Source organism: Kinneretia sp. DJ1R-11, assembly GCF_025717595.1.
In the GTDB taxonomy this organism is placed as follows: Bacteria; Pseudomonadota; Gammaproteobacteria; order Burkholderiales; family Burkholderiaceae_C; genus Paucibacter_A.
This window is the reverse complement of record NZ_JAJIRR010000002.1, coordinates 211,333-235,328: the sequence shown is the minus strand read 5'-3', so window position 1 is coordinate 235,328 and position 23,996 is coordinate 211,333. Positions and strand designations below refer to the sequence as shown.

At 66.2% G+C, this 23,996-nt stretch carries 24 protein-coding genes and 2 pseudogenes; 15 read left to right on the top strand and 11 right to left on the bottom strand.

From position 1 onward, the window contains the following. Positions 1-44: 44 nt before the first annotated feature. The 6 genes and pseudogenes from LNV23_RS05085 (at position 45) to LNV23_RS05055 (ending at position 4,868) form a co-directional block, all read left to right on the top strand. The gene (locus tag LNV23_RS05085; protein WP_263561972.1) at positions 45-563 is read left to right on the top strand and encodes a hypothetical protein; all 519 of its coding nucleotides are present in this window, start codon (positions 45-47) and stop codon (positions 561-563) included. 149 nt (positions 564-712) lie between these two features. Then, positions 713-1,299 (top strand): annotated as a pseudogene (locus LNV23_RS24055) (GNAT family N-acetyltransferase). Between the two features lie 160 nt (positions 1,300-1,459). Continuing rightward, on the top strand, positions 1,460-1,945 hold the full coding sequence (locus LNV23_RS05070) for a BlaI/MecI/CopY family transcriptional regulator (RefSeq protein ID WP_263561969.1): 486 nt from the start codon (positions 1,460-1,462) through the stop codon (positions 1,943-1,945). Then, on the top strand, positions 1,942-3,204 hold the full coding sequence (locus tag LNV23_RS05065) for a M56 family metallopeptidase (protein WP_263561968.1): 1,263 nt from the start codon (positions 1,942-1,944) through the stop codon (positions 3,202-3,204). The genes LNV23_RS05070 and LNV23_RS05065 overlap by 4 nt, the downstream gene beginning before the upstream one ends. A 159-nt stretch (positions 3,205-3,363) precedes the next feature. Next, positions 3,364-4,041 carry a PEP-CTERM sorting domain-containing protein gene (locus tag LNV23_RS05060; protein WP_263561967.1) on the top strand — a complete coding sequence of 226 codons (678 nt, stop codon included), beginning with the start codon at positions 3,364-3,366 and terminating at the stop codon, positions 4,039-4,041. Positions 4,042-4,109: 68 nt separating this feature from the next. Beyond that, positions 4,110-4,868 carry an SOS response-associated peptidase gene (locus tag LNV23_RS05055; RefSeq protein ID WP_263518068.1) on the top strand — a complete coding sequence of 253 codons (759 nt, stop codon included), beginning with the start codon at positions 4,110-4,112 and terminating at the stop codon, positions 4,866-4,868. Positions 4,869-4,888: 20 nt separating this feature from the next. Here LNV23_RS05055 and LNV23_RS05050 read toward each other — a convergent pair whose 3' ends face one another. Further along, the gene (locus tag LNV23_RS05050) at positions 4,889-5,509 is read right to left on the bottom strand and encodes an IMPACT family protein (protein WP_263561966.1); all 621 of its coding nucleotides are present in this window, start codon (positions 5,507-5,509) and stop codon (positions 4,889-4,891) included. A gap of 204 nt (positions 5,510-5,713) precedes the next feature. Here LNV23_RS05050 and LNV23_RS05045 point away from each other — a divergent pair, with 204 nt between their 5' ends. The 3 genes from LNV23_RS05045 to LNV23_RS05035 are packed head-to-tail and all read left to right on the top strand — an operon-like array spanning position 5,714 to position 7,214. Beyond that, the gene (locus LNV23_RS05045; RefSeq protein WP_263561965.1) at positions 5,714-6,121 is read left to right on the top strand and encodes a DUF6249 domain-containing protein; all 408 of its coding nucleotides are present in this window, start codon (positions 5,714-5,716) and stop codon (positions 6,119-6,121) included. Between the two features lie 29 nt (positions 6,122-6,150). Beyond that, entirely contained in the window at positions 6,151-6,780 is a 630-nt protein-coding gene (locus tag LNV23_RS05040; protein WP_263561964.1) for an RNA polymerase sigma factor, read from the top strand. Beyond that, entirely contained in the window at positions 6,777-7,214 is a 438-nt protein-coding gene (locus tag LNV23_RS05035) for a hypothetical protein (protein ID WP_263561963.1), read from the top strand. Before LNV23_RS05040 ends, LNV23_RS05035 begins: the two co-directional genes overlap by 4 nt. A 40-nt stretch (positions 7,215-7,254) precedes the next feature. On the opposite strand, the gene LNV23_RS05030 is transcribed toward LNV23_RS05035, so the two are convergent. Further along, entirely contained in the window at positions 7,255-8,058 is an 804-nt protein-coding gene (locus tag LNV23_RS05030; RefSeq protein ID WP_263561962.1) for a substrate-binding periplasmic protein, read from the bottom strand. A gap of 144 nt (positions 8,059-8,202) precedes the next feature. Between LNV23_RS05030 and tgt the strand changes: the two genes are divergently transcribed. The 3 genes from tgt to LNV23_RS05015 all read left to right on the top strand — a co-directional run bounded on the left by tgt (position 8,203) and on the right by LNV23_RS05015 (position 10,627). After that, the gene (gene tgt / locus LNV23_RS05025; RefSeq protein WP_263561961.1) at positions 8,203-9,330 is read left to right on the top strand and encodes a tRNA guanosine(34) transglycosylase Tgt; all 1,128 of its coding nucleotides are present in this window, start codon (positions 8,203-8,205) and stop codon (positions 9,328-9,330) included. Positions 9,331-9,334: 4 nt separating this feature from the next. Further along, positions 9,335-10,033, top strand: a complete 699-nt coding sequence (locus LNV23_RS05020) for a UPF0149 family protein (RefSeq protein WP_263561960.1) — start codon at positions 9,335-9,337, stop codon at positions 10,031-10,033. Positions 10,034-10,117: 84 nt separating this feature from the next. Then, positions 10,118-10,627, top strand: a complete 510-nt coding sequence (locus tag LNV23_RS05015; RefSeq protein ID WP_263561959.1) for a hypothetical protein — start codon at positions 10,118-10,120, stop codon at positions 10,625-10,627. 13 nt (positions 10,628-10,640) lie between these two features. Here the strand turns inward: LNV23_RS05015 and LNV23_RS05010 are convergent, their stop codons facing one another. The 4 genes and pseudogenes from LNV23_RS05010 to LNV23_RS04995 form a co-directional block, all read right to left on the bottom strand. Further along, a complete protein-coding gene (locus LNV23_RS05010; RefSeq protein ID WP_263561958.1) occupies positions 10,641-11,231 on the bottom strand; it encodes a malonic semialdehyde reductase in 591 nt (196 codons plus the stop codon). Positions 11,232-11,356: 125 nt separating this feature from the next. Continuing rightward, positions 11,357-12,673, bottom strand: a pseudogene (locus tag LNV23_RS05005) (MFS transporter); the annotation flags it as partial. 73 nt (positions 12,674-12,746) lie between these two features. Beyond that, positions 12,747-13,433: a CAAX prenyl protease-related protein gene (locus LNV23_RS05000; RefSeq protein ID WP_263518054.1), complete on the bottom strand. Its 687-nt coding sequence runs from the start codon at positions 13,431-13,433 to the stop codon at positions 12,747-12,749. A 63-nt stretch (positions 13,434-13,496) separates the two neighbouring features. Further along, entirely contained in the window at positions 13,497-14,399 is a 903-nt protein-coding gene (locus LNV23_RS04995) for a LysR family transcriptional regulator (RefSeq protein WP_263562269.1), read from the bottom strand. A 131-nt stretch (positions 14,400-14,530) separates the two neighbouring features. Between LNV23_RS04995 and LNV23_RS04990 the strand changes: the two genes are divergently transcribed. After that, positions 14,531-15,172, top strand: coding sequence for an NAD(P)-dependent oxidoreductase (locus tag LNV23_RS04990; protein WP_263561957.1), 642 nt, complete (start codon positions 14,531-14,533; stop codon positions 15,170-15,172). A gap of 10 nt (positions 15,173-15,182) precedes the next feature. Here LNV23_RS04990 and LNV23_RS04985 read toward each other — a convergent pair whose 3' ends face one another. Together LNV23_RS04985 and LNV23_RS04980 are read right to left on the bottom strand one after the other, a co-directional pair. Beyond that, the gene (locus LNV23_RS04985; protein WP_263518052.1) at positions 15,183-16,040 is read right to left on the bottom strand and encodes a 23S rRNA (adenine(2030)-N(6))-methyltransferase RlmJ; all 858 of its coding nucleotides are present in this window, start codon (positions 16,038-16,040) and stop codon (positions 15,183-15,185) included. A 70-nt stretch (positions 16,041-16,110) separates the two neighbouring features. Next, positions 16,111-17,322: a hypothetical protein gene (locus LNV23_RS04980; protein WP_263561956.1), complete on the bottom strand. Its 1,212-nt coding sequence runs from the start codon at positions 17,320-17,322 to the stop codon at positions 16,111-16,113. A 160-nt stretch (positions 17,323-17,482) separates the two neighbouring features. Between LNV23_RS04980 and LNV23_RS04975 the strand changes: the two genes are divergently transcribed. Further along, positions 17,483-18,559: an alkene reductase gene (locus tag LNV23_RS04975; protein WP_263561955.1), complete on the top strand. Its 1,077-nt coding sequence runs from the start codon at positions 17,483-17,485 to the stop codon at positions 18,557-18,559. Between the two features lie 27 nt (positions 18,560-18,586). Here the strand turns inward: LNV23_RS04975 and LNV23_RS04970 are convergent, their stop codons facing one another. Together LNV23_RS04970 and LNV23_RS04965 are read right to left on the bottom strand one after the other, a co-directional pair. Then, positions 18,587-20,452, bottom strand: a complete 1,866-nt coding sequence (locus tag LNV23_RS04970) for a S9 family peptidase (protein ID WP_263561954.1) — start codon at positions 20,450-20,452, stop codon at positions 18,587-18,589. Between the two features lie 269 nt (positions 20,453-20,721). Further along, on the bottom strand, positions 20,722-21,294 hold the full coding sequence (locus LNV23_RS04965) for an MOSC domain-containing protein (RefSeq protein WP_263561953.1): 573 nt from the start codon (positions 21,292-21,294) through the stop codon (positions 20,722-20,724). 345 nt (positions 21,295-21,639) lie between these two features. Here LNV23_RS04965 and LNV23_RS04960 point away from each other — a divergent pair, with 345 nt between their 5' ends. Continuing rightward, on the top strand, positions 21,640-23,544 hold the full coding sequence (locus LNV23_RS04960) for a phosphoenolpyruvate carboxykinase (GTP) (RefSeq protein ID WP_263561952.1): 1,905 nt from the start codon (positions 21,640-21,642) through the stop codon (positions 23,542-23,544). Between the two features lie 116 nt (positions 23,545-23,660). On the opposite strand, the gene LNV23_RS04955 is transcribed toward LNV23_RS04960, so the two are convergent. Next, positions 23,661-23,909 (bottom strand): hypothetical protein, encoded by a 249-nt coding sequence (locus LNV23_RS04955; RefSeq protein ID WP_102769034.1) that lies wholly within the window; start codon positions 23,907-23,909, stop codon positions 23,661-23,663. Positions 23,910-23,996 lie beyond the last annotated feature (87 nt).

Here is a 23,996-nt window from a genome sequence, read left to right as displayed (position 1 = left end):
AATGGTTCTGAATAACCGTATCGGCAGCTTCTGAGGACTGATCAATGAAGGCCAGACTTCTTCCCCCGCGCGGCGACTTCACTGGCAACCTCTTGTGGCATGTCGCACAGTTGGCCGGCAAGGAAGCTCTCTTAGAAGCGTCGCTCCTTTCCATCAGGGCGGCGGGCTACTGGGCGAGCCCGTACCCGGAGGGCGATGGCGTCACGTTCGACAAAAAACCACGTACCCAATCCGATGAGCAGACCCTGGCCGACTTCCAGTCTGCGTTTCCTTGGCTGACCATTAGCCTTGGGGCGACAGGAAGCGCCAATGCCGAGCTCGAGGAGTTGGAGTCCGAGGTGGACGCTACGCGCTCAATGCCATGCACGGTCATGCTGAGCTACGTGGTGCGCGTGGTGGGACTCATTGGCAATCTTGATCTCTCGGCCGCGGCGGACCTGAAGGCGCATGCTATCCATTTGCTCCAGAGCCCGACGTTCGCAAGTCACATCGAAGCAGAGGTCGATCGGCTGAACGCTCGAGACGGGAAGACTCGAAAGAACAGACCTGTTCCTACCTGGTGAGTCAGCGAGCTGCGAGGGATCTAGGAGGGGCAGACCTTAAATTTGAAGTCCCAGGCCGTTTCGCCCGGGGTGCCATTCGGCCTCTGACTGCCCAGCTTGCCGTTTCGCACGCCGCCCGGCTCTGACTGACCCCATCTGCTGAAGACGACATGCCCGACTTCCCCCTCCTCCAAACCCCCCGCCTCCTCCTTCGCGAGATCACCGAGGCCGACGCCGAGGACCTGTTTCGCATCCACAGCGATGCGCGCCATATGGCCTGGTTTGGCAGCGAACCGCTGACGGACTTGAGCGAGGCCAAGCGGCTGATTGCCACCTTCGCCAGCTGGCGGCAGTTGCCCAATCCCGGTGTGCGTTGGGGTCTGCAATTGATAGACCAGCCCGGCCTGATCGGCAGCTGCGGCTTGTTCGTTCGCTTGGAACCGTGGCTGGAAGAGCGAAGTGCAGCTTGGGCTACGAGGTGGCGCCCGAGCTGGCGGGCCGGGGCCTGATGCGCGAAGCGCTGACGGCGGCACTCGACTGGGGTTTCGGCGAGGGCATGCAACTTCACCGGGTGGAGGCCCAGGTCCACGAAGACAACGTGGCCTCGGTCGCCCTGCTGCAGCGCCTGGGCTTTGCCCAGGAGGGCCGCCAGCGCGAAGTCGCGTTCTGGAGCGGGCGCCACCACGATCTGCTGCAGTACGGGCTGTTGGCGCGTGAGTGGCGCGCCAGCAGCACCCTGGGCCGGGCCGCGCCTTGATCTGATTCGATCGGATGGGTACGGAGTGTTGGATCCACGCTCCGGGTTCCCACCCCCTTGCCTTGAACGACAACAAGCGTAAACATTGCGTCCGTTAACACTTGTTGTCGATTGCGGTCGAAAGGCCGCGAAGTGCAGAGAAAGGGTAAAGGGCCAGACGATGGGATCGATCTCCGACGCGGAAAGCCGCATCTTGCAAGTGCTTTGGGCGCAGCCCGATCTGCAGCCTTTGGCGGCTGAGGACATTGCCGCCGCTCTGGCGGCCCAGGCGGCCGAGGCGCCAGGTGAAGCCAGCGAGTGGCAGCTGGGCACGGTGAAGACCTTGCTGAACCGCTTGCTCAACAAAGGCGCCATCAATGCCGAGCGTGAAGGGCGGCGTTACCTCTACAGCCCTTTGCTGGAGCAGCAGGCCTGGGAGGGGCAGGAATCGCTGGGCTTGTTGGACCGCCTGTTTCGTGGTCGCTTGTCGCCGCTGGTGGCGCATTTCTCGGCCCAGCGGCAGCTGAGCCCCGAGGACGTGCAGGCCTTGCGCGAACTGCTGGACCAGCAGCCGCCAACGGCCTCTCCTGCATCAGGATCCAAGGCCAAGCCGGCAAACGCCGCGAACGCTCGTACAGCGAGCAAACGGCGCGGCGGTGTGCGATGAACGGCTTCGCTATTTCTGCGCTGAGCGACATCGATGCCGCCTCGGCCTTGGCCCTGCTGGGCCGCGTGAGCCTGGGCTTCAGCCTGGGCTTGGTTTGGGTGCTGCTCTTGCGTCGGCCGCTGCGCGCGTGGCTGGGCGCGCAGGGTCAGTACAGCCTCTGGGCCTTGCCGCCGCTGATGGCGCTGGCTGTGGCGGCTGCGCCCGGCTTGGCGGCTCAAGCCTCCGGGACCGAGGCGCTGCAGCTGCCTGCGGTGATGGTGCTGCTGCAGGCCTGGAGCGCTCCGGCGCGGGGTGCCTGGCAGCTGGTGCAGGCTTGGCTGGCGGGCATCCAGCCCCTTGCCGTGCAACTGCTGCTGCTGGGCTGGGCCCTGGGCGTGCTTGGCCTGGGCTTGTGGGCCGGCGCACAGCACCGGGTCTACCGGCGCCGTCTGCGACCCGGCCCTGGGCTGTGGTGGGCGCCTGCGGGCAGCAGCCCGGCCTTGCTCGGCTGCTGGCGGCCGCGCCTGGTGCTGCCCAGCGACTTTGCCCAGCGCTTCAGCGCCGAGGAGCGCAGCCTGGTGCTGGCGCATGAACAGGGCCATGCCGCCCGCCACGACAACGCGCTGCGTGCGCTGGCCTGGGGCCTGGCGGCGCTGCAATGGTTCAACCCACTGGTCTGGCTGGCCTTGCCCCGCCTGCGCCAGGACCAGGAGCTGGCCTGCGATGCGCAGGTCTTGGCCAGGCGCCCCGAGGCTTGGCCTGTGTATGCCCAGGCCTTGCTCAAGGCTCAGGGCCTGCCTTCGGCAGTACCGCCTCTTGCCACGGCTTGGCAATCCACCCATCCCTTGATTGAAAGAATCGCCATGTTGAAGAAGATGAACAGCCTGAGCGTTGCCCGTTCCTCGTCCCGCCTGCGCCGTCACGGCGGCTTGCTCTTGGCCCTGAGCCTGGCTGCGGCCAGCCTGGGCGTGTCGGCGGCGCTGTCCACGGGCGGCCAGACCGAGGCCCAGCCCGCCGCTGCGGCCAAGGCGGAGCGCGCCTCCACCTATTGCCGCGTGATGCCGCGCCCTGAAATCCCCGAGCTGGACATCCACGGCGAGTTCACCCTGAGCGCGCGCTTCCGCATCGACGCCTCGAACAAGGTGGAAGTGCTGAGCCTGCAAGGCGACGAGCGCCTACAGTCCGCCGTGCGCCGCGCCATCGAGTCCTACCAGTGCAGCATGGGCAAGAACAAGAAGGTGGTGGAGGCCATGCAGGAGTTCCGCTTCCGTTTCGATTGACAGCCACGTTTGCCGAGGGGCGGCGGGCGCGGCGTCGCGCCCGCCTTTTCTGCCCGTACCCCGTGAATCAGGGGGCGTGCTGCGAGAAGTCCCGGATGGTCGGTGCGAAATCGCTTTCTAGAATCCGCGCACTCAAAACCCCGTGGATGCGGAGACACGATGACCCTGAACAAGAAATTGCTGCTGAGCCTGTGTGTGGCGGCGGCGTCCTGCGGCAGCCAAGCCGATGAAATTCGCCTGAATGCCAGCAATCTGGGTTGGTTCACCGAGGCTGGCCTGCACCAGAGCGCGAACAACAACACGCTGACCGGGCAGCTGCAAAGCGAGTACCGGAGCTTCTACCGCTGGAGCCTGCCTTCGTTCTCGGGGCAGCTGCTGTCTGCTCGGCTGGAGATGGCTCTGCCCTATTCCCTGGGTGTGAGCCAGGGCCTGCAGACGGGGGTGATGTACGACGTTGACAACGGCAATCTGGCCTATTTGGGTCTGGAGAACGGCGGTGGACGTGGCACCAGCATCTTTGCGGACCTCGGCAGCGGCCTGAACTACGGCAGTTTCTCGATCAGCGAGGCCAACAACTTCAGCACTTTTGTGATCGAGCTGAACGCGAACGCATTGAGCTCCCTGGAGGCCGCCAAGGGCAACAGCTTCGCCCTGGGCATGCGCAACACGACTGCAGGTTTGTCCAACAACTACTTCCTGTTTTCAAGCATGAGCACGTTTGGACAGCAAACGCTGGTTTTGAACGTGTCGCCGGTGCCCGAGCCCTCGTCCCTGGCTTTGATGGCCCTAGGTGCCGGCCTTGTCGGCGTAGTGGTGCGACGCCGTCGCCAACGCTGAGCTCAGCGCGGCCCGGGGCACTCGCTCGGGCCGGTGAGGCGGCGTGCACTCGCTACAGTCGCCCCACCATGTGCAATCTCTACAACGTCAGCCCCAAGGAAGAGGTCGAGCGGCATTTCCGGGTGGTGGTGAAAGCCGGCGGGGCGGGCGAAGAGGCCTACCCGCTGGCGCCGGTGGGGCCGTTCGGGCGCGGCCTGTTCATCCGGGCGGGCAGTACCGCCGCTGGAGGCGATGAACCTGGCCGCCAGGCCGTGATCGGCCAATGGGGCATGGTGCCGCCGCGCTCCAAGCAGCCACGGCCGGCGGGGCGGGCGATTCTGACGAACAACGCGCGGATCGAGTCGGTGGCCGAGCGGCCCACGTACCGCGATGCCTGGCTCAGCGGCCGGCGTTGTTTGATCCCGGCGCAGAGCTACCAGGAGCCCAACTGGGAGACCGGCCGCAACATCTGGTGGCCGCTGCGCCGCGCCGATGGCCTGCCCTGGGCGCTGGCCGGCATCTGGTCCGAGTGGCAGCACCCCGAGACGGGCGAGCTCATCCCCAACTATTCGATGCTGACGCTCAATTGCGACGCACACCCGCTGCTCAATCGCCTGCACAAGCCCGACCCGGCCCTGCCGCCGGACGCGCAGGACAAGCGCGCCGTGATGACGATACGGCCCGAGGACTGGCAGGCCTGGCTGCGCGGCTCGGTCAGCGAGGCGCAGGCCTTGCTGGCGGCGGAGCGCCTGCCGGCGCCGGAGGCGTTTGATCTGGGCCCGGCCGAGCACACCGATGCCTTGCTCTCCCGGCTGCGCGCAGGCCCGCCGCAGGGCAGCCTGTTCTGACGAGTTCAGCGTGACGAGATTTAGGCCTCGTCCGCCCCCTCATCCTTGAGCCAGCCAATGCGCCCCTGGCCCGACTCCTGCAGCCGTGCCAGCAGGGGCGCCACGGCAGGCACAGGCAAAGCAAAGCGGAACTCGACCTGGCTGCCATGCTGCACGCCGAGCAGCTCGGCGCCGGCGCCTTCGATCTCGCGGCGCAGCAGGCCTTCAAACGCATAGGGCACGGTGCAGCGCAGGGTGTGCAGGGCGACGCGCGGCACTTTCTCGGCCTGCAGCAGGGCCTGGGCCACGCTGTCGGTGTAGGCGCGCACCAGGCCGCCGGCGCCGAGCTTGGTGCCGCCCCAGTAGCGCACCACGGTGGCCAGCACGCCCTCCAGATCCTGGTGGCGCATCACCTCCAACATGGGCCGCCCGGCCGTGCCGCTGGGCTCGCCATCGTCCACCGCCGCCGATTGGCCGCCGGCCAGCAGGGCCCAGCACACGTGCACGGCGGTGGGGTGCTGTTCCCGAAGCTCTTGCACCCGCGCCAGCGCCGCCTCGCGCCCGCTGCAGGGCTCGACGCAGCCGATGAAGCGGCTCTTCTTGATGATCAGCTCGCTGTGGACGGCCTGGGCGATGGAGAAGCTCGAAGGCGATGAAGACATGGGCGCTATTCTCGCGGCAGGGTTGGCAGGGCCCGCCGCCGGGCCGGGCCGGGCCGGCGCAGAAGGCAAGAGAGCCCGCTCCAAAAAAATTCTTTGCGTCGTTTGAATCCAAACGCCACCGCCCACGCATCCAAGCCTGCGTCCCGATCAGTTTTGTTGTTTGATCGGCCCAATACTCAGGCACCCGCTACAGGAGCAGCAACCATGGACTTCCTCGATTTGCGTCACATCGTCCCCTTCCTGGTGCCCATCGTGGCGCTGCTGATTCCCATCGTCGCCATCGTCATGGGCGTGCAGTCCAAGATGCGGCGCGATCAGCTCTTGCACGAGACCCTGCGCCAGCTGGCCGACAAAGGCCAGCCACTGCCGCCCGAGCTGTTGGGTCAATTGGGTGTGGACATGGGCTTGCGAACTCAGGCGCCCAGAGTTCGAGCCTTCAACAGCTTGCTCGGCGGTGCGGTCAACGTTGCCCTCGGTCTGGCGCTGGCTCTGATGTTCTATGCGATGCAGCCCGGCAGCTGGCTCTGGGCCATCGGCTGCCTCCCAGGCTTCATCGGCCTCGCTTTGCTGTTGGTGTGGTGGGTGGAAACGCGCAGCGAGAAGAACAGCTGAGCGAGGCCTGATAACGTTTTTGCCTGCGCATGGACGAACAAGCCCTCAGCTCCGAGGATGCCAAGGACGCCCAGGACCGCCTCTGGGTGCGCCAGGTGCAGCAGCACGACGACCGTGCGGCCTTTGCCTGCCTGCTGCGCCGCCACCAGGGCATGGTGCGTGCCCTGCTGCGCCGCCTGACCCGGGGCGACGCGGCGCGCGCCGACGAGCTGGCGCAGGAGGCGTTTTTGCAGGCCTACCGCGCGCTGCCCGCTTTTCGCGGTGAAGCGCGTTTTCGCAGCTGGCTCTACCGCATCGCCTGCAACTGCTTTTTGCAGCAGCAGCGCCTGGGCGCGAGCGAGCTGGCGCTGCGCAGCGAGAGCCTGGTGGAGGACGATGGGGCTTGGGAGGGCGAGACCGCGGCAGGCCTGCCGGCCGAGCTGCCCCATCAGGTGGCCCTGCGCCTGGACCTGGGCCGCGCGCTGGCGCGGCTGAGCGCGCCGGAGCAGGAGGCCATCGTGCATTGCTATCTGGCCGAGCTCTCGCACAGCGAGGCGGCGGCCCTGTTGGGCTGGCCGCTGGGCACGCTCAAAACCCATTTGCTGCGTGGCAAGATTAAGCTCAAGGAACTTCTGCAGGCCTGGGCGCCGCATGCGACTGAAGAAGAGGTGTTGCCATGACCCCAACCCCACCATCAATGCCAAGCAGCGACCGGCTGGACGCCGCCGACGAAGCCTGGCTGGACGGCCTGCTGCGCGAGGCGGCGGCCGATCTGGCGCAGGAGGCGGCGGCGCTGGATGAAGAGGCTGCTTTCAGCGCCGCTGTGATGGCGGCCTTGCCGGCGCAGCAGCGGGCGGCGGTCGCCGTGGGGCTGCCCGCGGCCCCCTCGGTCACCTCGGCCGCCACCCGGCTGCTGGCCTGGTTGATGCCACTGGCCTTGGGTCTGGCCGCGGCGGCCTTGCTCTGGCTGTTGCCCGAAGGTCTGAGCGCCTGGGGCTCGCCCGAGGCGCTGAGCCTGAAGGGCCTGGAGCGCTGGCTGCCACCGCTGGCGCTGGCGGTCTGGCTGGCCTGGGGCTCCACGCAGCAGGCGCTGGGGGTTTTCGAAGGCCGTTGAACGCCGCTGCGCGCCGCTGAAATCGGCGGGGTCGAGGCCCTCAGGGCTGGGTGCCGGGCGGCAAGCGGAGGCGGCTGGCCATGTCCGCGCCCACATGCTTGCTGAGAATTCGCTCAAGCTCGCCGTCGGCCACCATGGCGGCCAGATGGCGGCGCATCAGCTGGCGGTCGGCCGCGCTGACCAGGGTTTTGCTGGCGACGATGCTGCCGATGGCGCTGTCGCCCGGCGCCCAGTCGAGCATGGTCAGGCCCTTCATGGCGTCGCCGCGCCAATGCTCGAGCACCATGGGGTGGGCAAACATCAGGTCGCCGCGGCCGGCTTTCAAAACCTTCAGGGCGGTCGGGAAGTCACCCACTTCGCTGACCCGCTTCAGGGCTCGCAGCTGTTCGATCCAGGCGTCGATCTGCTGCCCATGCCTGAAGCTGCGCACCACCAGCAGCTGCAGCTTGGGGTCAGCGAGGAAATCGTCGAAGCTCGCCAAGCTGCGGGCGGTGTCGCGCGACATCAGGGCGTAGTTGCGGGTGCCCAGATAGGGCCAGAACTCGGCCAGCTGCTCGCGTTCGGGCGTCGCCACCCCGGACACCGTCATCTCCAGCGTGCCTTGCTTGAGCTGCTCCCAGATGCGCGCACGCGAGTCGACACGGGTGTTCAGCACGCAACCGCTGCGCCGGGCCAGCGCCTCGACCACGTCTTTGTCTACGCCTTGCGCTTGGCGCTGGGCATCGAAATAGCCGAGGCTGCCGAATTCATACAGGGCCACGCTGTAGGGGCCGCAGGCCACGGCGGTGGCGGGCGCGACGCTCAGGCTTGCGAGCAGCAGGGCCAGGCGAAGGATTGGGGGCATGAGCCGGGGCAGTGAAAGGCGAAACAAGGACGGCATGGGCTCGTGTGGCGACTCGGGGTCGCTGGCCTGCCCGCTGGGCGGATCTTGAATGGCCCCTGAACGACCAGTTTACGGCCGGATGACAGCTGCGACAATCGCGGCACTATGCTGAAGTTCGAACTGCTCAAGACCGAAGGCCACGCCCGCCGTGGCCAGATGACGCTCAACCATGGGGTCGTGCAAACGCCGATCTTCATGCCGGTGGGCACCTATGGCACTGTCAAGGGCGTGATGCCGCGCTCGCTCGAGGAGATGGGCGCCCAGATCATCCTCGGCAACACCTTCCACCTGTGGATGCGGCCGGGCCTGGACATCATGAGCAAGTTCGGCGGCCTGCATCAGTTCGAGAGCTGGAACAAGCCCATCCTGACCGACAGCGGCGGCTTCCAGGTCTGGAGCCTGGGCGAGATGCGCAAGATCAGCGAAGAGGGCGTCAAGTTCGCCTCGCCGGTCAATGGCGACAAGCTCTTCCTGACGCCCGAGATCTCCATGCAGATCCAGACGGTGCTCAACTCCGACATCGTCATGCAGTTCGACGAGTGCACGCCTTACGAAAGCAAGGGCCACATCACCACCGAGCTGGAAGCCCGCAAGAGCATGGAGATGAGCTTGCGCTGGGCCAAGCGCTGCCAGGACGAGTTCGCTCGCCTGGAGAACCCCAACGCCCTGTTCGGCATCGTCCAGGGCGGCATGTTCGAGAACCTGCGCGACCATTCCCTGGCCGGCCTGGCCGAGCTGGACCTGCCCGGCTATGCCATCGGCGGCCTGTCGGTGGGCGAGCCCAAGGAAGACATGCAGCGCGTGCTGGCCCATATCGGCCACCAGCTGCCCGCGCAAAAGCCGCGTTACTTGATGGGCGTGGGCACGCCGGAGGACCTGATCGAAGGCGTCAGCCGCGGCATCGACATGTTCGACTGCGTCATGCCCACCCGCAATGCACGCAACGGCCATCTGTTCACCCGCTTCGGCGATCTGCGCCTGCGCAACGCCCGCTACAAGACCGACGAGCGGCCGGTGGATGAGACCTGCACTTGCTACACCTGCAAGACCTTCAGTCGCGCCTACCTGCACCACCTGGACCGTTGCGGCGAAATGCTGGGCCCCATGCTGACCAGCATTCACAACCTGCACTACTACCTGAACCTGATGCAGGAAGCGCGCGATGCGCTGGATGTGGGTGGTTTCGCCGCCTTCCAGGCCAAGTTCGCGGCCGACCGCGCCCGAGGGGTCTAGTTCGGTGTTCGCTCTCAAGGCGCTCAATGTCGAGCTGGGCTGGTCGCTGGACGACATCGCCGCGCTTGAAGACGCCTTGTTTGCCGACGACGCCGGCCTCGATCAGCCCATGCAAGCGCCCATGATCGACGGCTTCATCTGCGCCCTGGTCAGCGGCCCCAAGCCTGTGGCGCCCGAGCACGTGTTGGCCTGGGTCTTTGATGCCGAGCACGGCCAGCAGCAGCCCAGCTTCGCCGACCCGGCCCAAGCCCAGCAGGTGCAAGCCCTGCTGCTCAAGCAATGGCAGGCCACGGCCGCGGCCTTGCGCGAGCCCGAGCGGCAGGTCTACCAGCCCTTGTTCGGCTGCACCGAGGGCGAAGACGGCCAGCCGCTGGTCATCCTCGACGATTGGTGCCAGGGCTATCTGTGCGGCATCCAGCTGGACGCGTCGGCCTGGCAGCCGCTGCTGCTTGCGCACCCGGAATGGTTCGAGACCCTGCAGCTCTACGGCAGCGAGGCCGGCTGGGAACGCCTGGAACAGCAGCCGCCCAGCGAAGCGGCGCACGACCAAGCTGCGGCCGAGCTGGTACGGCAGGCGCAGCAGATTCAGCGCTACTGGCAGGGCCAGCGCGATGCTGCGGAGGCGGCCGCCGCGTCAGGGGCGCCGGCGCTGTGTGCTTGCGGCAGTGGCCGGCCCTATCCGCTGTGCCACGGCGCGAACTGACGCCTGCATTGACGGCCATCCGGGCGCCCAGGGTGTCCTTTGGCACGGTGAGCGCCTGCAGCGCTGGGCCATGATGGCCTCCTCATGAAGTTCTTGCCGCTGCGATTCTTGTGGCTGCCGCTGCGCGGCGTGATCCGCCTGCTGCTGGCGCTGCTGATCCTGTTCGAGGAATGGGGTTGGGAGCCGCTGGCCCGGCAACTCGCGCGCCTGGCGCAATGGCCGCCACTGCGGCGCCTGGAAGCGGCCATAGGCCGGCTGCCGGCCTATGGCGCGCTGGCCGTGCTGCTGCTGCCGGCGCTGGCGCTGCTGCCGGTCAAGATCGGCGCGCTGTGGCTGATCGGCAGCGGCCGTGCCGGCCTGGGGCTGATCCTCATCGTGCTGGCCAAGCTGCTGGGCACGGCCGTGCTCGCGCGCTTGTTCAGCCTGACCCGACCGGCGCTGATGCAGCTGGCCTGGTTCGCCCGCGGCTACCAGCGCTGGAGCTTGTGGAAGGCCGGGCTCCTGGGCTGGCTGCACGCCAGTTGGGTCTGGCGCCAGGCCCGGGCGATGCGCAGGCTGCTGCGCCTGCAGTGGCGCCGCTTTCGCCAGGCCTGAGCGAGCGTTCCGATCAGAGAATTTGCGCGACCTGGTCGAAGCCCAGGCGCGGGCCGCGCGGGTAGTTGCCGGCCGGGTCGCCGTAGCCGAGGTTGATCAGGAACTGCGACTGAAAACGGCCGTCGGGGAAGAACTCGGCGTTGACCTTGGCGGCGTCGAAGCCGCCCATGGGGCCGCAGTCCAGGCCCAGCAGACGGGCGGCGATGATGAAGTAGGCGCCTTGCAGATGCGAGTCGCGGCTGGCGGTGCTGGCGGCCATGGCGGGGTTGCCGACGAAGGAGTCGCGCGCGCCGGGCACGGCCGGGAACTGGGTCGGGAGGTGCTCAAAGAACTGGCTGTCGGCGGCCACGATCACGGTCACCGGTGCGGCCAAGGTCTTGGCCAGATTGCCCGCCGCCATGGCCGGCGCCAGGCGCTGCTTGGCCTCGGGGCTGCGCACGAAGACATAGCGTACCGGCTGGCCGTTCATGGCCGTGGGGCCCCACTGGGCCAACTCGACGATCTGCTGCAGCACGGCATCGCTGACCGGCTGGTCTTGAAACTTGTTGAAAGTGCGGGCTTGGCGGAATGCTTGGTCGAGGACCTGGCTGCTGACGTGGCTCATGGTGCGGCTCCGGTGCGGTGGGGGGTGAGCCGCACTGTAGGGTGCCTCAGGCCCGAAGTCGGTGCGCTGGCTTGAAGTCAGGCTTCAATTCGATTGAATGCTGAGGCCTAGGCCCCGCGCAGCAGGGCAGCAAAGCGCTGCAGATACTCCGGCACGCGGATGAAGACGTAGAGGCTGACGGCCAGATTGGCCAGGCCCACGGCCAGGAAGAGCTCGGGGATGCTGAAGCCGGCGGCGCTGAGCAGCAGGCCGGCGCCCAGGGAGCTGGCGATCATGAACAGGGCGTTGAGGATGTTGTTGGCGGCGATGATGCGGGCGCGGTAGGCCGGCTGGGAGCGCAGCTGGATCAGCGCGTACATGGGCACGCTGTAGAGGCCGGTGAACAGGGCCAGCAGGCCCAGATCGGCCATCACCCGCCAATGCGCGGGCTGGGAGAAGAAGACCGACAGGCCTTCCAGCGTCGCCTTGGCCGGCAGGCCGCGCGAGGCGAAGTACAGGTCCACCGAGAACAGCGTCATGCCGATGGCGCCGACCGGCACCAGGCCGATCTCGACCGCGCGGCGCGAGAGCAGCTCACAAAGCAGGGAGCCGATGCCGATGCCGACCGAGAACATCACCAGCAAGGCGGTGGCCACCTGCGCGTCGCCATGCAGCACCTCTTTGGCAAAGGCCGGGAAGTTGCTCAGGTAGACCGCGCCGAAGAACCACATCCAGGAGATGCCCAGCAGGGAGCGGAACACCACAGGCTCTTCACGTGCCAGCTTGAGGTTGCGCCAGGTCTCGGTGAAGGGGTTCCAGTTGATGGTGAGGCCGGGGTCGGTGGGCGGCGAGGCGGGGATGTAGTGCGCCAGCCAGCGGCCGAGCACGGCGGTCAGCAGGCAGGCGATGGCCACGTACTGCGCGCCCACGCCAGGCATGGCGATCAAGAGGCCGCCCAGCACTTGGCCCAGCAGGATGGCGACAAAAGTGCCCATCTCGACCATGCCGTTGCCGCCCAGCAGCTCGCGCTCGCTGAGCTGCTGCGGCAGGTAGGCGTATTTGACCGGGCCGAACAGGGTGGAGTGCAAGCCCATCAAGAGCACGCAGGCCAGCAGCACCGGCACTTGGGTCGTGAAGTAGCCCCAGGCGGCCAGGGCCATGATGGCGATCTCCACCGACTTGACCCAGCGCATCAGCCGCGCCTTGTCCAGCTTGTCGGCCAGCTGCCCGCTGGTGGCTGAGAACAGCACATAGGGCAGGATGAAGAGCGCGTTGATCAACAGCCCTGCCTGCGAGGCCGGCAACCAGTCCAGCTGCAGCTGGTAGGTGATCAGGATGATCAACGGGAACTTGAAGAGGTTGTCATTGCCGGCATTGAGGAACTGCACCCAGAAATAGGGCGCGAAGCGGCGCTGGCGCAGCAGTGCGAATTGGCTGCTGTGCGTCGAATCGGCTTGGGACATGGGTGGCGGTTCCGGCGTGGGGGTCAGGTCTTGCGGCGGGCAGACAAGCAGTCAAGGAGGGCATCGCTGGGGCTCACCAGAACTGCCATTGCCCCGAATGGACCACCCAGATGCCCAGCAAGCCATTCGTCACGGCATGGGCGATCACGGCGCACCAGAGCCGGCCGGTGCGCACATAGAGCCAGGCATAGGCCAGGCCGGCGACGATGGCGGCCAGCCACAAGGTGTGGGCCAGCATGAAGACAAAGGTGGACAGGGCGATGGCCTTGAGGCCGACGCGCTGCGGGTCCACGGTTTCGAACTGGGGGCTTTCGATCCAGCGCATCAGAAAACCGCGCCAGAACAGCTCTTCCATCACCGGCACCAGCAGGGCCGCGCCGATCCAGCGCAGCACGATCAGCGGCCAGTCGAGCTGGCCTTGGTCGTTCACCGGCACAAAGCTGGCGGTGGCCTCGCCCAGCTGCATCCAGGGCGCGTCGAGGTGGATCCACAGGCCAAATACGGCCACGCCGATGCCCACGCTCCAAAGCGTCTGGCGGGCGTTGGGGCGGTTCTGGCGGGCCAGCTCGCCGTAGTCCTTCCAGAACCAGAACAGGGCGCCGCCGACGATGGCCACGCTCAGGCCGTAGACCCAGCGCGGGTCCAGCGCTCCGCCGGCCGGCAGCGCGCCACGCAAGGCCAGCAAGCCCATGAAGAGCGCAAAGGGAATGCTGCGCGCCAGGGCGGCGGCGCTGAGGCCGAGGGGAGGGGCTGTCTTCATGGTCGCTGGTGGGTCGGACAAGACGCGCAGCGTACCGCGAAACCATGACGGCTTCCCCCGGGGTCAGCCCGGTGGGGCGGGGCTCAGCTGGGCGCGCAGCGCGGCAATCGCGTGGCGCACCTTGGCCGGCTGGGCATCGCGCTGCGGCGTCAGCGCATGGATGGGCAGGGGCGGCAGTTGCAGGCCCGGCAGCAGGGGCAGCAGCTGGCCGGCCTGGACCGAGGCGTGGACATCGTCGCCGCCCAGCATGGCCAGGCCCAGCCCGGCTTCGCAGAGCTGCTGCAGGCTGAGCTGGTTGTTGCTGCTGGCGCGCGGCCGCAGGTTCAGCTGCAGGGCTTCGTCGCCTCGCCGCAGGCTCAGGGCGAGGGGCTGGTCGGTGCCGCTGCGCAGGGCCAGCCAGTCGTGGCCACGATCGGCCAGATCGGCAAGGCTGGCTGGCACGCCTCGCTGCGCCAGGTAAGCAGGCGCGGCGTAGAGCCCCATGCTTTTCTCGCCGATGCGCTGGGCCACCCAGCTGCTGTCGGGCAGGCGGCCGAAGCGGATGGCCAGATCGATGCGCCGGTCGACCAGATCGGTGGGCCCGTCTTCCACCTCCAGATGCAGGCTCAGGCCCGGATGGGCTTGCAACAAGGGTGTCAGGGCCGGGCCCAGCTGGCGGGCAAAGCCCACCGGCGCGGCGACACGCAACTCGCCCTCGGGCGCGTCGCGCAGCTGGATCAGCTGCTGCTGCGCGCCGCGGGCCGCGCTGAGCATGGCGGCGCAGCCGGCGTGAAAAAGCTCGCCCGCCGGAGTCAGATTGAGCTTGCGGGTGCTGCGGTGCAAGAGCGTGACGCCCATATCGCGCTCGAGCGCCCGCACCTGCTGGCTGACGGCCGAGGTGGTGGTCTGCAGCTGGCGCGCGGCGGCGACAAAGCTGCCTTGCTCCACCACCGTGGCCAGCACGGCCATGCGCTTGAGTTGGTCCAGCATGAAATGAAGTTTTTCTAAAGAGTCCAAGGCGATTCTGAGGACTTATGGCTTGATTGTGAAGTCCATAAAGTTGAGTCCATCGCAACCCGCCGGCCGCTGTGGCTGGTATATGAACTGAAGGACTGACTATGAAGATCGCATTGATTGGCGCCACCGGTTTCGTGGGCTCGGCGCTGCTGAAAGAGTTGCTGGCGCGCGGCCACAGCGTGCGAGCGCTGCTGCGCGACCCGGCCAAGCTGGCCGCGCAGCCGGGGCTGGAGGTGCATCAGGCCGATGCCACCCAGGCCGAGGCCGTGGCCGCGGCGGTGCAGGGCGTGGACGCGGTGCTGAGCGCCTACAACCCCGGTTGGGGCCACCCGGCGCTGTTCGAGGAGTTCCTGCGCGGCTCGGCCGCCATCACGGTCGGCGTCAAGCAGGCCGGCGTGGCGCGGCTGCTGGTGGTGGGCGGCGCGGGCAGCCTCTACGTGGCGCCCGGCGTGCAGCTGGTGGACACGCCCCAGTTCCCGGCGGAGTGGAAGGCCGGCGCCCTGGCGGCACGCGAAGCGCTGAACCGCCTGCGCGGCGAGCAGGAGCTGGACTGGGCCTTTGTTTCGCCGCCGATTCAACTGGAGCCGGGCGAGCGCAGCGGCCAGTACCGCCTGGGCGGCGAAGAGCTGCTCAGCGATGCGCAGGGCCAGTCACGCATCAGCGTGGCCGACCTGGCCGTGGCCTTGGTGGATGAGCTGGAAGCGCCGCGGCACCACCGCGAACGCTTCACCGTGGCCTATTGAGCTCGAGCGCTCAGGACGTGCGCTGCTCCAGCACGAAGTTGGCGCCGTCGTACTGGCCCAGCTTGTCGACCAGATAGGGCATGCAGGCTTGCAGATCGTCGTGCAGGGTGAAGGGCGGGTTGACCACGAACATGCCGCTGCCCAACATGCCGAAGCCGCGCACATCGCCTTGCTGCTCGACGGTCAGGCGCACATGGAGCCAGCCCTTCTTGGCGCCGGCATCGGCGGCGGCCTTGAGGCGCTGGACCAGCTGCGCAGCCTCGAGCAGCTGCAGCTGCGGGTACCAGATCAGGAACACGCCGTCGGCAAAGCGCTCCAGACCTTCGCGCAATGCAGTGACGACCTTGGCGTAATCGGTTTTGAGCTCGTAGGACGGGTCCATCAGCACCACCGAGCGGCGGGAGGGTGGCGGCAGCTCGGCACGGATGGCGCTGAAACCGTCTTTGTCGCTGACCTGGGTGTTGGGCCGGGTGGCGAGGTAGGTTTCGAGGATGCGGTAGTCGGTCGGGTGCAGCTCGTAGACGCGCAGGCGGTCGGTCTCGCGCATCAGCAGGTTGGCGATCGCCGGCGAGCCCGGGTACTGGCGCAGCTGGCCGTCCGGGTTGAACAGGCGGATCGGCTCCATATAGCGGGCCAGGGGTTCGGGCAGGTCCTTGGCGTCCCAGAGCTTGGACACGCCGTGGACGTATTCGCCTTTCTTCTGCGCGTACTTGCCTTCGATCGAGTAACCGCCGGCACCCGCATGGGTGTCAACGAGGGTGTAGGGCTTCTCTTTTTCCGCCATATAGCGGAGCACCTGGGTCAGGACCAGGTGCTTGAGAACATCGGCATGGTTGCCGGCATGGAAGGCGTGGCGATAGGCGAGCATGGGCGAACTGTAGCGTGCGCGGCCCGCGCGAGGGGTTTTCCCCGGGCTTGGCGGGGCCTGGAATGCGTGATCAATCGAGCGGAAAGGCGCCGGGGCTCAGGTCCCTGGCTGCGACAGGAAGGGCTAGGCTGTGGTGCGGGGCCTGGTACTGGCGCTCGGGGCGCAGGGCCAGGCGCTGGCCGCCGGGGGCCTGGGCCATGCCGGCCGCTACAGCCCGGCCCCGCCAGCGCGAGCCGGGGCGCAGGCGGTAGTCGCCCTCAGACGCGTTGAGGAAATCGTCCCAAGAAGCGTGGCCATTGCCGGAGGCTTCCCAGTCGCGCGCGAGCTCGAGGCGGCTGGGGCCGGCCAGCAGATTGTTGAGCAGGCGCACGCGCACCGGCGCCGGGCCGGTGTTCGTCTTCAGCTGCAGAAACTTTCCTCCCGATGGCCGCCGGTCGATCAAGGTGTTGTGGATCAGGTTCAGCTCGTTCTCGGGCCAGACCTGGCCCTCGGCGCCGTAGGCCAGCAGCGCCGGGTTGTCAGTTTGCGCGCCTTGCACGATCAGATTGCCCATCACCCAGGCGCGGCCGCCGTTGGGGAACTCCAGCTCGTAGCTGGCGCGGCCGTCGGGTTCGTCGCTGAGGCAGCTGTAGAGCAGCTGGGTGAAGGCGGCGCGGCTTTTCAGCAGGTGGCCGAAATGGCCGTGGTGCAGATGGCAGCCGATCACGCGCAGCTCGGCGATGCGGCCGACGTAGAGGTTGTGGTTGTGGCGCTGGCCCGGCAGGATGGGGCCGAACTCGCAGTCTTCGAGCTGCAGGCGCGCGTCGGCCTCGTTGTTGGTGAGCAGGCCCATCTGGTTGCCGTGGAAGCGACAGTCGCGCAGATACAAAGAGCCGCGGTCCATGCGGATGCCGGCGCCATTGCCGTCGGGCACGCTGGCGCCGCTGAAGTCAAAGCCTTCGATGCGCTGATCCTGGCCGGCGGTGACGAAGATGCCTTTGCCCATGGTGTGGGCGCCCTCAGCCTTGAGCTGCACCCGGCCGCCCACGGCGCGCAAATGGAGGCCGTTCTGCGGCCAGTGGGCCACGTCGGCCCGGTACTCGCCCGCATCTACCTCGATCAGACAGTGGTCGCCTGCGGCTTGCGCGGCGGCGGCGAGGCTGCGCAGCGCGCGGCGCGGGCCGACCTGCAGCACGTGCCGGGGCTGCGCCCAGGCGGCAGCCCCGCTGCAGGCGAGTGCGCCGGCCAGCCAGCGGCGCCGTGTGAGCAAGGGGGGGCTGATGAAAGCAGAGGCGGCAGGCATGGCGGCAGAGTCTATCCATCTAAGCAGGCGCCAGCTGGCCATGCCACAGGACGCAAACACTTGCAGCCGCGGGGCTGAGCTCCGGGCGGGTTAATCTGCGAGCGGTTCAAGGTGTTCCATCGTTCTTCTGTCGCGTTCCGGCGCATCTTTGTTGCTGCTCATGCCCAATCTTTTCGACCCCATCCAGATCGGCGATGTTTCGCTGGCCAACCGCATCGTCATGGCGCCGCTGACGCGCAGCCGCTCACCTGGCTTGGTGCCGGGAGAGCTGGTGGTCGAGTACTACCGCCAGCGCGCCACGGCCGGGCTCATCATCAGCGAGGGTACGCAGATCTGCGCTGAAGGTCAGGGTTATATCGACACGCCCGGCATCCACACGCCCGAGCAGGTGGCGGGATGGAGGCGGGTGACCGACGCGGTGCATGCGGCAGGCGGCAAGATCGCTGCACAGCTCTGGCATGTGGGCCGCATATCCCACACCAGTTTCCAGCCTGAAGGCCGGGCGCCCGTGTCTTCGACCGCGCACGCGGCCACGGGCCAGAGCTTTACGAAAGAGGGCTTTTTGCCCAACTCCGCCCCGCGTGCGCTGCGCACCGAAGAAATCGCCGGCGTGGTGGCCCAGTTTGCGCACGCGGCCCGCTGCGCCATGGAGGCGGGCTTTGATGCGGTCGAGGTGCACGGTGCCAATGGCTATCTGCTCGACCAGTTCATGCGCGACAGCATCAACGACCGCAGCGATGACTACGGCGGTTCGATCGCCAATCGTGCGCGCTTCACTGTCGAGGTGATGACGGCGGTCAGCCAGGCCATCGGCAGCGGCCGCGCCGGCCTCCGCCTGAGCCCGGTGACACCGAGCAATGACGCTGGCCCCGACAGCCAGGCCCAGACGCTGTTCAATCATGTGGCCGAGCAGCTGGCGCCGCTCAAGCTGGCTTTCTTGCATGTGGTGGAAGGCCAGACCGGCGGCGCGCGCGACTACGCGCCGTTTGACTACGCCGCCATGCGCGAACGCTTCGCCGGCCCCTGGATGGTCAACAACGGCTACACCCGCGAGATGGCGCTGCAAGCCGTGGCCGAAAGCCGCGCCGACCTGGTCGCCTTCGGCCGCCCCTTCATCTCCAACCCCGATTTGGTCCGCCGCCTGCGCCTCAACGCCGAACTGCAAACCCCCGAGCGCGCCACCATGTACGGTGGCGGGGCGCAGGGGTATACGGACTATCCGGTTTTGGGGGGCTGAGGCGGGGCTCGTTCTATTGCCGATACTTCAGCTTACGGTGCGGCCAGGGCCGATGGTCTTGGTCAGGAACTTTTCTAGGTCGCCAAACAGCCGCAGGCGGTAGGGGTAGTGGCTCAGCTGGTGGTCGCCGTTTTCCAGGGTCACAAACTCATGGGGCTTGCCGGCGGTCTTGAGCGCTTCCGCCATCAAAACGCTGTGGCGGTAATCGGCCTGGCGATCATGGGTGCCGTGAATCAGGTAAACAGGGATTTGAATCTTGTCAGCGTGGTGCCGGGGCGATGTAGCAAGCAGGCGCTCTCGGTCATCACGGTAATGACCAATCTGCCGACGTACGGCTTCCTTGCTGGAGTCCTGGCCTTCGTTTTCTGTCAGTTCGACGAGATCGGTCACCGGAGCAAATGCAAACGCTCCTTTGAACAGCGACGGTGTCTTGATCGCTCCCATCAAGGCCGCATAACCGCCGTAACTGGCGCCAACGATGGCTACGCGGGCAGGGTCTGCAATGCCTCGCTTGATGAATTCCGCGACGGCGTCGCTGAGGTCATCCTGCATCTCGAGGCCCCAGCGACGGAGACCGGCTTCCATGAAGGCGCGCCCGTAGCCGGTGGAACCTCTGAAATTGACTTGCAGCACGGCGTAACCGCGGTCTGCCATGAAGGACACCCATTCGTCAAACTCCGGGCCGTCGTCGGCTTGCGGACCGCCGTGCGGAAACAGCACCAGGGGCAAGGCCTTGTCTTTTTGGCTGCCATGGGGGAGGGTCAGGTAGCCGTGCAGGGTCAGGCCGTCGCGCGCCTTGAACTGAATCGGTCGCTTTGAGGCCAGGGCCTGGAGATTGAGCTCTGGGTAGAGCGGGGCCAAGGTCTTGATGCTCGGGTTGTCTCCCTCCTCGCCCAAATAGAGCGTGCCTGGGAGTCCGACTTTGCTGGACCGAAGCACATAGCGCAAACCATTGGCACTGACGCTGCCGATTTGGTTGAACCGTTGCGGCAAGGCCTCGTCAATGGCCTTCTGCCATTCTTTGTATCGAGGGTCCCAAAAATAGATACTGGAATCACCCAGGCGCGTGGTGTTGATGCCGACGGCTTCACCTTTGGGGTCATGAATCAGGCTGCCATCAAGGTCGTAGCGTTCATCACTGAGCTTGACGTTCATAGCCAAACTAGGGTCCCGTAGGTCCACCACTTGAACCGCGGTCATGCCCTTGTGCTCAGCAAGCACGTAGAGCTGATGGGGATCCAGACCAAAGCCGAGTACCGCGAGCGAGCGCTGCGAAAGCGGACCAAAACTGCGCAGGATTCGCCAGTTGTTGCCGTCGGTGTCACACACCCAGATGGTGTAGTCGCCCTCTTCGCTCATGGTCATGGCGACGCGTGCCCGGTGCTGGCTGTCGGTCACCCAGTCAATCGCTTCGGGGCGCCCTCCTGCATAGAATTTGCGCTCGCCCGTGTCCACATTGACCTTGTAGATGACCCGTGTGTAGCTGCGCTCGCTATTGGGCAGGCGGAGCAGAATGTGCTTGCCGTCTTCGGGCAGCCAATCGATGACCCGGTCCTGGTTGCTCACCCACCGCAGCTCATTGCTCCCGACCTTGGCTTTGACCAGGTTGACCAACTGGCTGCCGTCTGCATTGACAGCGACCAAGCGTGTCTCCATGGTGGGTTGACTTTGCACGAAATTGATCATGCGCTTGGCCGGGAAGCGCAGGCTGAGAACCAGTCGATCGTTGTTCACCCAACGGAACCACTGGAAGATGAATTCCAGGTTGTCGGTCGATGTGACTGTCTGTACCGGCCCCCCGGCGAAGGCCCGGGTCACGAGCGTGCTGGTGCTGCCGTTGTTGATGATGGCTGCAATGCGCTCACCATTGGGGGAAATGGCCACTTGCTGCATCAGTGGCCGCCGGGCAAAGGCCTCCAGTGGATGCGGCTGGTTGGATGCCGCTGGGGTCTGCCCCCAGGAGGGCAGGGTCGTGACAGCGCCAACCCCGACCAGACCTTGCAAAACTTTGCGTCGCTTGAAACTTGCCATCCCTGCCTGCCTCCCGGGCCTTGTGGCCATCGTTGTTTGGAATGGCCCGCATTCTTTGATGCTGTCCTGGAACTGGCGATGGGTGTTTGCCCGGGGAATAGGCGAGCTGGCTACTCCGTGTAGCTTGAGGGTCAGCGTCTCATCCTCGCCCTGAAGAGTTCCGGTATCGACACATCCCTCGGCCCCGGCAGGAGCTCGAAGCTCTCGCCGGCCTGCAGGGAGCCGCCCGTCTTGACGGCCAGGTAGAAGCCGCACCAGCCGCTTTCGCTCATCAGCTTGGCGGCCTTGTTGAAGCCCATGACGGCGTTGAATTTGAAACAGGGCTGGCGCGGCTCGCTGACGATCAGTTCCGCTGCAGCGAAGCGCAGCACATCGCCGACCCAGACCTGGCTTTCGAGCAAGCCCGTCAGTGTCAGGTTTTCGCCCAGGCTGCCCGGTGGCAGCGTTTCGCCCCAGGCAGCTGCGCCGGCCTGGGCGCGCACGGTCTGCCAGAAGGCGTAGTGCTCCTGAGGGTAGGCGTAGACGGCCTTGCTGAGCCCGCCGTGGACGCTCAGGTCGACCTGTTCATCGCCAGCCAGTCCCATGGGGTTCAAGGCGATCGGCCCCTGAACGGGGCGCTTGGCGATGCCGCTGCGCACCTCTTGCCCGTCCAGGCAGCGCAAGGTCTGGGCGGCCGCCACATTGATGCTGATCAGTTTGCTCATGGGCTGAAGTGTGACAAATCTGGCGCCTCCATCGAGCAATGCCGCTGCAATCCGACGCGGGCATGACTTCATTCTGGAAATGCATAACAGCGGGTTCTCCCAGAGTTACGGCGTCGTTACATTGGAGTGACAATTGCTTCCCCGCCGTAAGCCGGTCGGGAAACTGCATCGATCAAAGCGCGCCGCTCCCACCGGAGTGAGCCTTGCCTGAGAGAGCCGGAACCGTCACAGCGGGCTTGGTCATCAGCGGCATTGGGTCAGGCCCGACCTGCGTGTACTCCCTGTCAAGTGAGTGCATGCTTACGAGCTTGACCCAATTCTGCTTTTATATTGATTGGGAACGCTATGAACCAACCCGTGATGGAAGGGCTGCGCCTGAATGTGCCGGCCTATGTCAAACACCAGCGCTTGATCGCTTGGGTGGCCGAGGTCGCCGCACTGACTCAGGCCAAGGATGTGTACTGGTGCGACGGCTCTGAAGAAGAGTACGACCGCCTGTGCGTCCAGCTGGTCGCCGCCGGTACCTTCAAGAAACTCAACCCGGCTCTGCGCCCCAACAGCTACCTCGCTTGCAGCGACCCCAGCGATGTGGCGCGCGTGGAAGACCGCACCTACATCTGCTCGGCCAAGAAGGAAGACGCCGGCCCGACCAACAACTGGATGGACCCCGCCGAGATGCGCAGCCGGCTGCAGACCGGCGACAAGGCTCTGTTCAAGGGGGCCATGGCCGGCCGCACCCTCTACGTCGTGCCCTTCAGCATGGGTCCGATCGGCTCGCCCATTGCCCACATCGGCATCGAGCTGTCCGACAGCCCCTACGTTGCCGTCAACATGCGCACCATGACCCGCATGGGCCGTGCCGTGCTGGATGTGTTGGGCCAAGACGGCACCTTCGTGCCTTGCGTGCACACCGTCGGTGCGCCGCTGCAGGCGGGCCAGGCCGATGTGAAGTGGCCGTGCAACCAGACCAAATACATCGTCCATTTCCCGGAAACCCGTGAAATCTGGTCCTACGGTTCGGGCTACGGCGGCAACGCCTTGCTGGGCAAGAAGTGTTTTGCTTTGCGCATCGCCTCGACCATGGGCCGCGCGGACTCGCAGGGGCCCTCCGGTAGCCCAGGCTGGTTGGCCGAGCACATGCTGATCCTGGGCGTGACCTCGCCTGCGGGCAAGAAGTACCACTTCGCAGCCGCATTCCCCAGCGCCTGCGGCAAGACCAACTTCTCCATGCTGATCCCGCCGGCCGCGTTTGACGGATGGAAGGTGACCACCATCGGTGACGACATCGCCTGGATCAAGCCCGGTGCCGATGGTCGCCTCTACGCCATCAACCCCGAAGCCGGTTACTTCGGTGTCGCCCCCGGCACCAACACGCTGACCAACTTCAACTGCATGGCCAGCCTGAACAAGAACGTGATCTTCACCAACGTCGGCCTGACCGACGACGGCGATGTCTGGTGGGAAGGCATGACCGATACCCCCCCGGCTCACCTGATCGACTGGCAAGGCAAGGACTGGACCCCGGCAATCGCCAAGGAAACCGGCGCCAAGGCCGCCCATCCCAACGCCCGTTTCACCGTCTCGGCCATCAACAATCCGGCGCTCGATGCCGATTGGGACAACCCGGCCGGCGTGCCCATCGATGCCTTCATCTTCGGTGGCCGCCGCTCGACCACCGTTCCCCTGGTGACCGAAGCCCGTGACTGGGTGGAAGGCGTCTATATGGCCGCCACCATGGGCTCGGAAACCACTGCAGCCGCTGCCGGCCAGCAAGGCGTGGTGCGCCGCGACCCCTTCGCCATGCTGCCCTTCATGGGCTACAACATGAGCGACTACTTCCAGCATTGGCTGGACATGGGCAAGAAGTTGCATGCCCTTTGCGCGACGTCTGGCGCCAAGCTGCCGGCCATCTACTGCGTGAACTGGTTCCGCAAGGGCGCCGACGGCAAGTTCGTCTGGCCCGGCTACGGCGAAAACATGCGCGTGCTGAAGTGGATGCTGGACCGCGTCGAAGGCACGGGCCAAGGTGAGAAGCATGCCTTCGGTGTCACCCCGCGCTACCAGGACATCAACTGGCAAGGCCTGGATTTCAGCCAGGAGCAGTTCAACATCACCACCCACATCGACAAGGCCGCCTGGGCCGTCGAATTGGGTCTGCATGAAGAGCTGTTCGCGCAGTTGGCCTACCACCTGCCGGCTGAGCTGCCCGCCACCAAGGCCAAAATCGAAGCGCGCCTGGCCGCCGAGTGATTGGTCTCAGAGTTGGCCTTTGTCGCGATCGCAGCAAAGGCCTGTTCGAAAAGCAAAAAGCCCGCAGAAGCGGGCTTTTTTACGTCCGTAGGCAGCGCGAGGCTGCCTAAACCGGTTCAGCGGCGGCAGTTGGCGGCGCGCAGTTCAGCGGCAAACGTGGGCATGCTGTCCTGGTAAAAGTCGGCCAGGGCCAGCAGTTCGCGCTGGGCGCGGGCTTCGGCGGCTGCGGCCATACGGGCCTTGACGGATTCAATCAAGCGCAGCCAGACGCGGGCGCCGATGGCGGTGAAGGTGCCGCCATGTCGCACGTTTTGACGCAGGTTCTGACGTGCGGGGAGGCCGAAAGTTTGGGTCGCGATGCTCATGGCAATTCCTGTTGGGTGGTTTTTTGAACCGATGCGTGATTGTCGGGTAAACCCTAGTGCGATTGCCAATGAATTGTTGGAATTGAA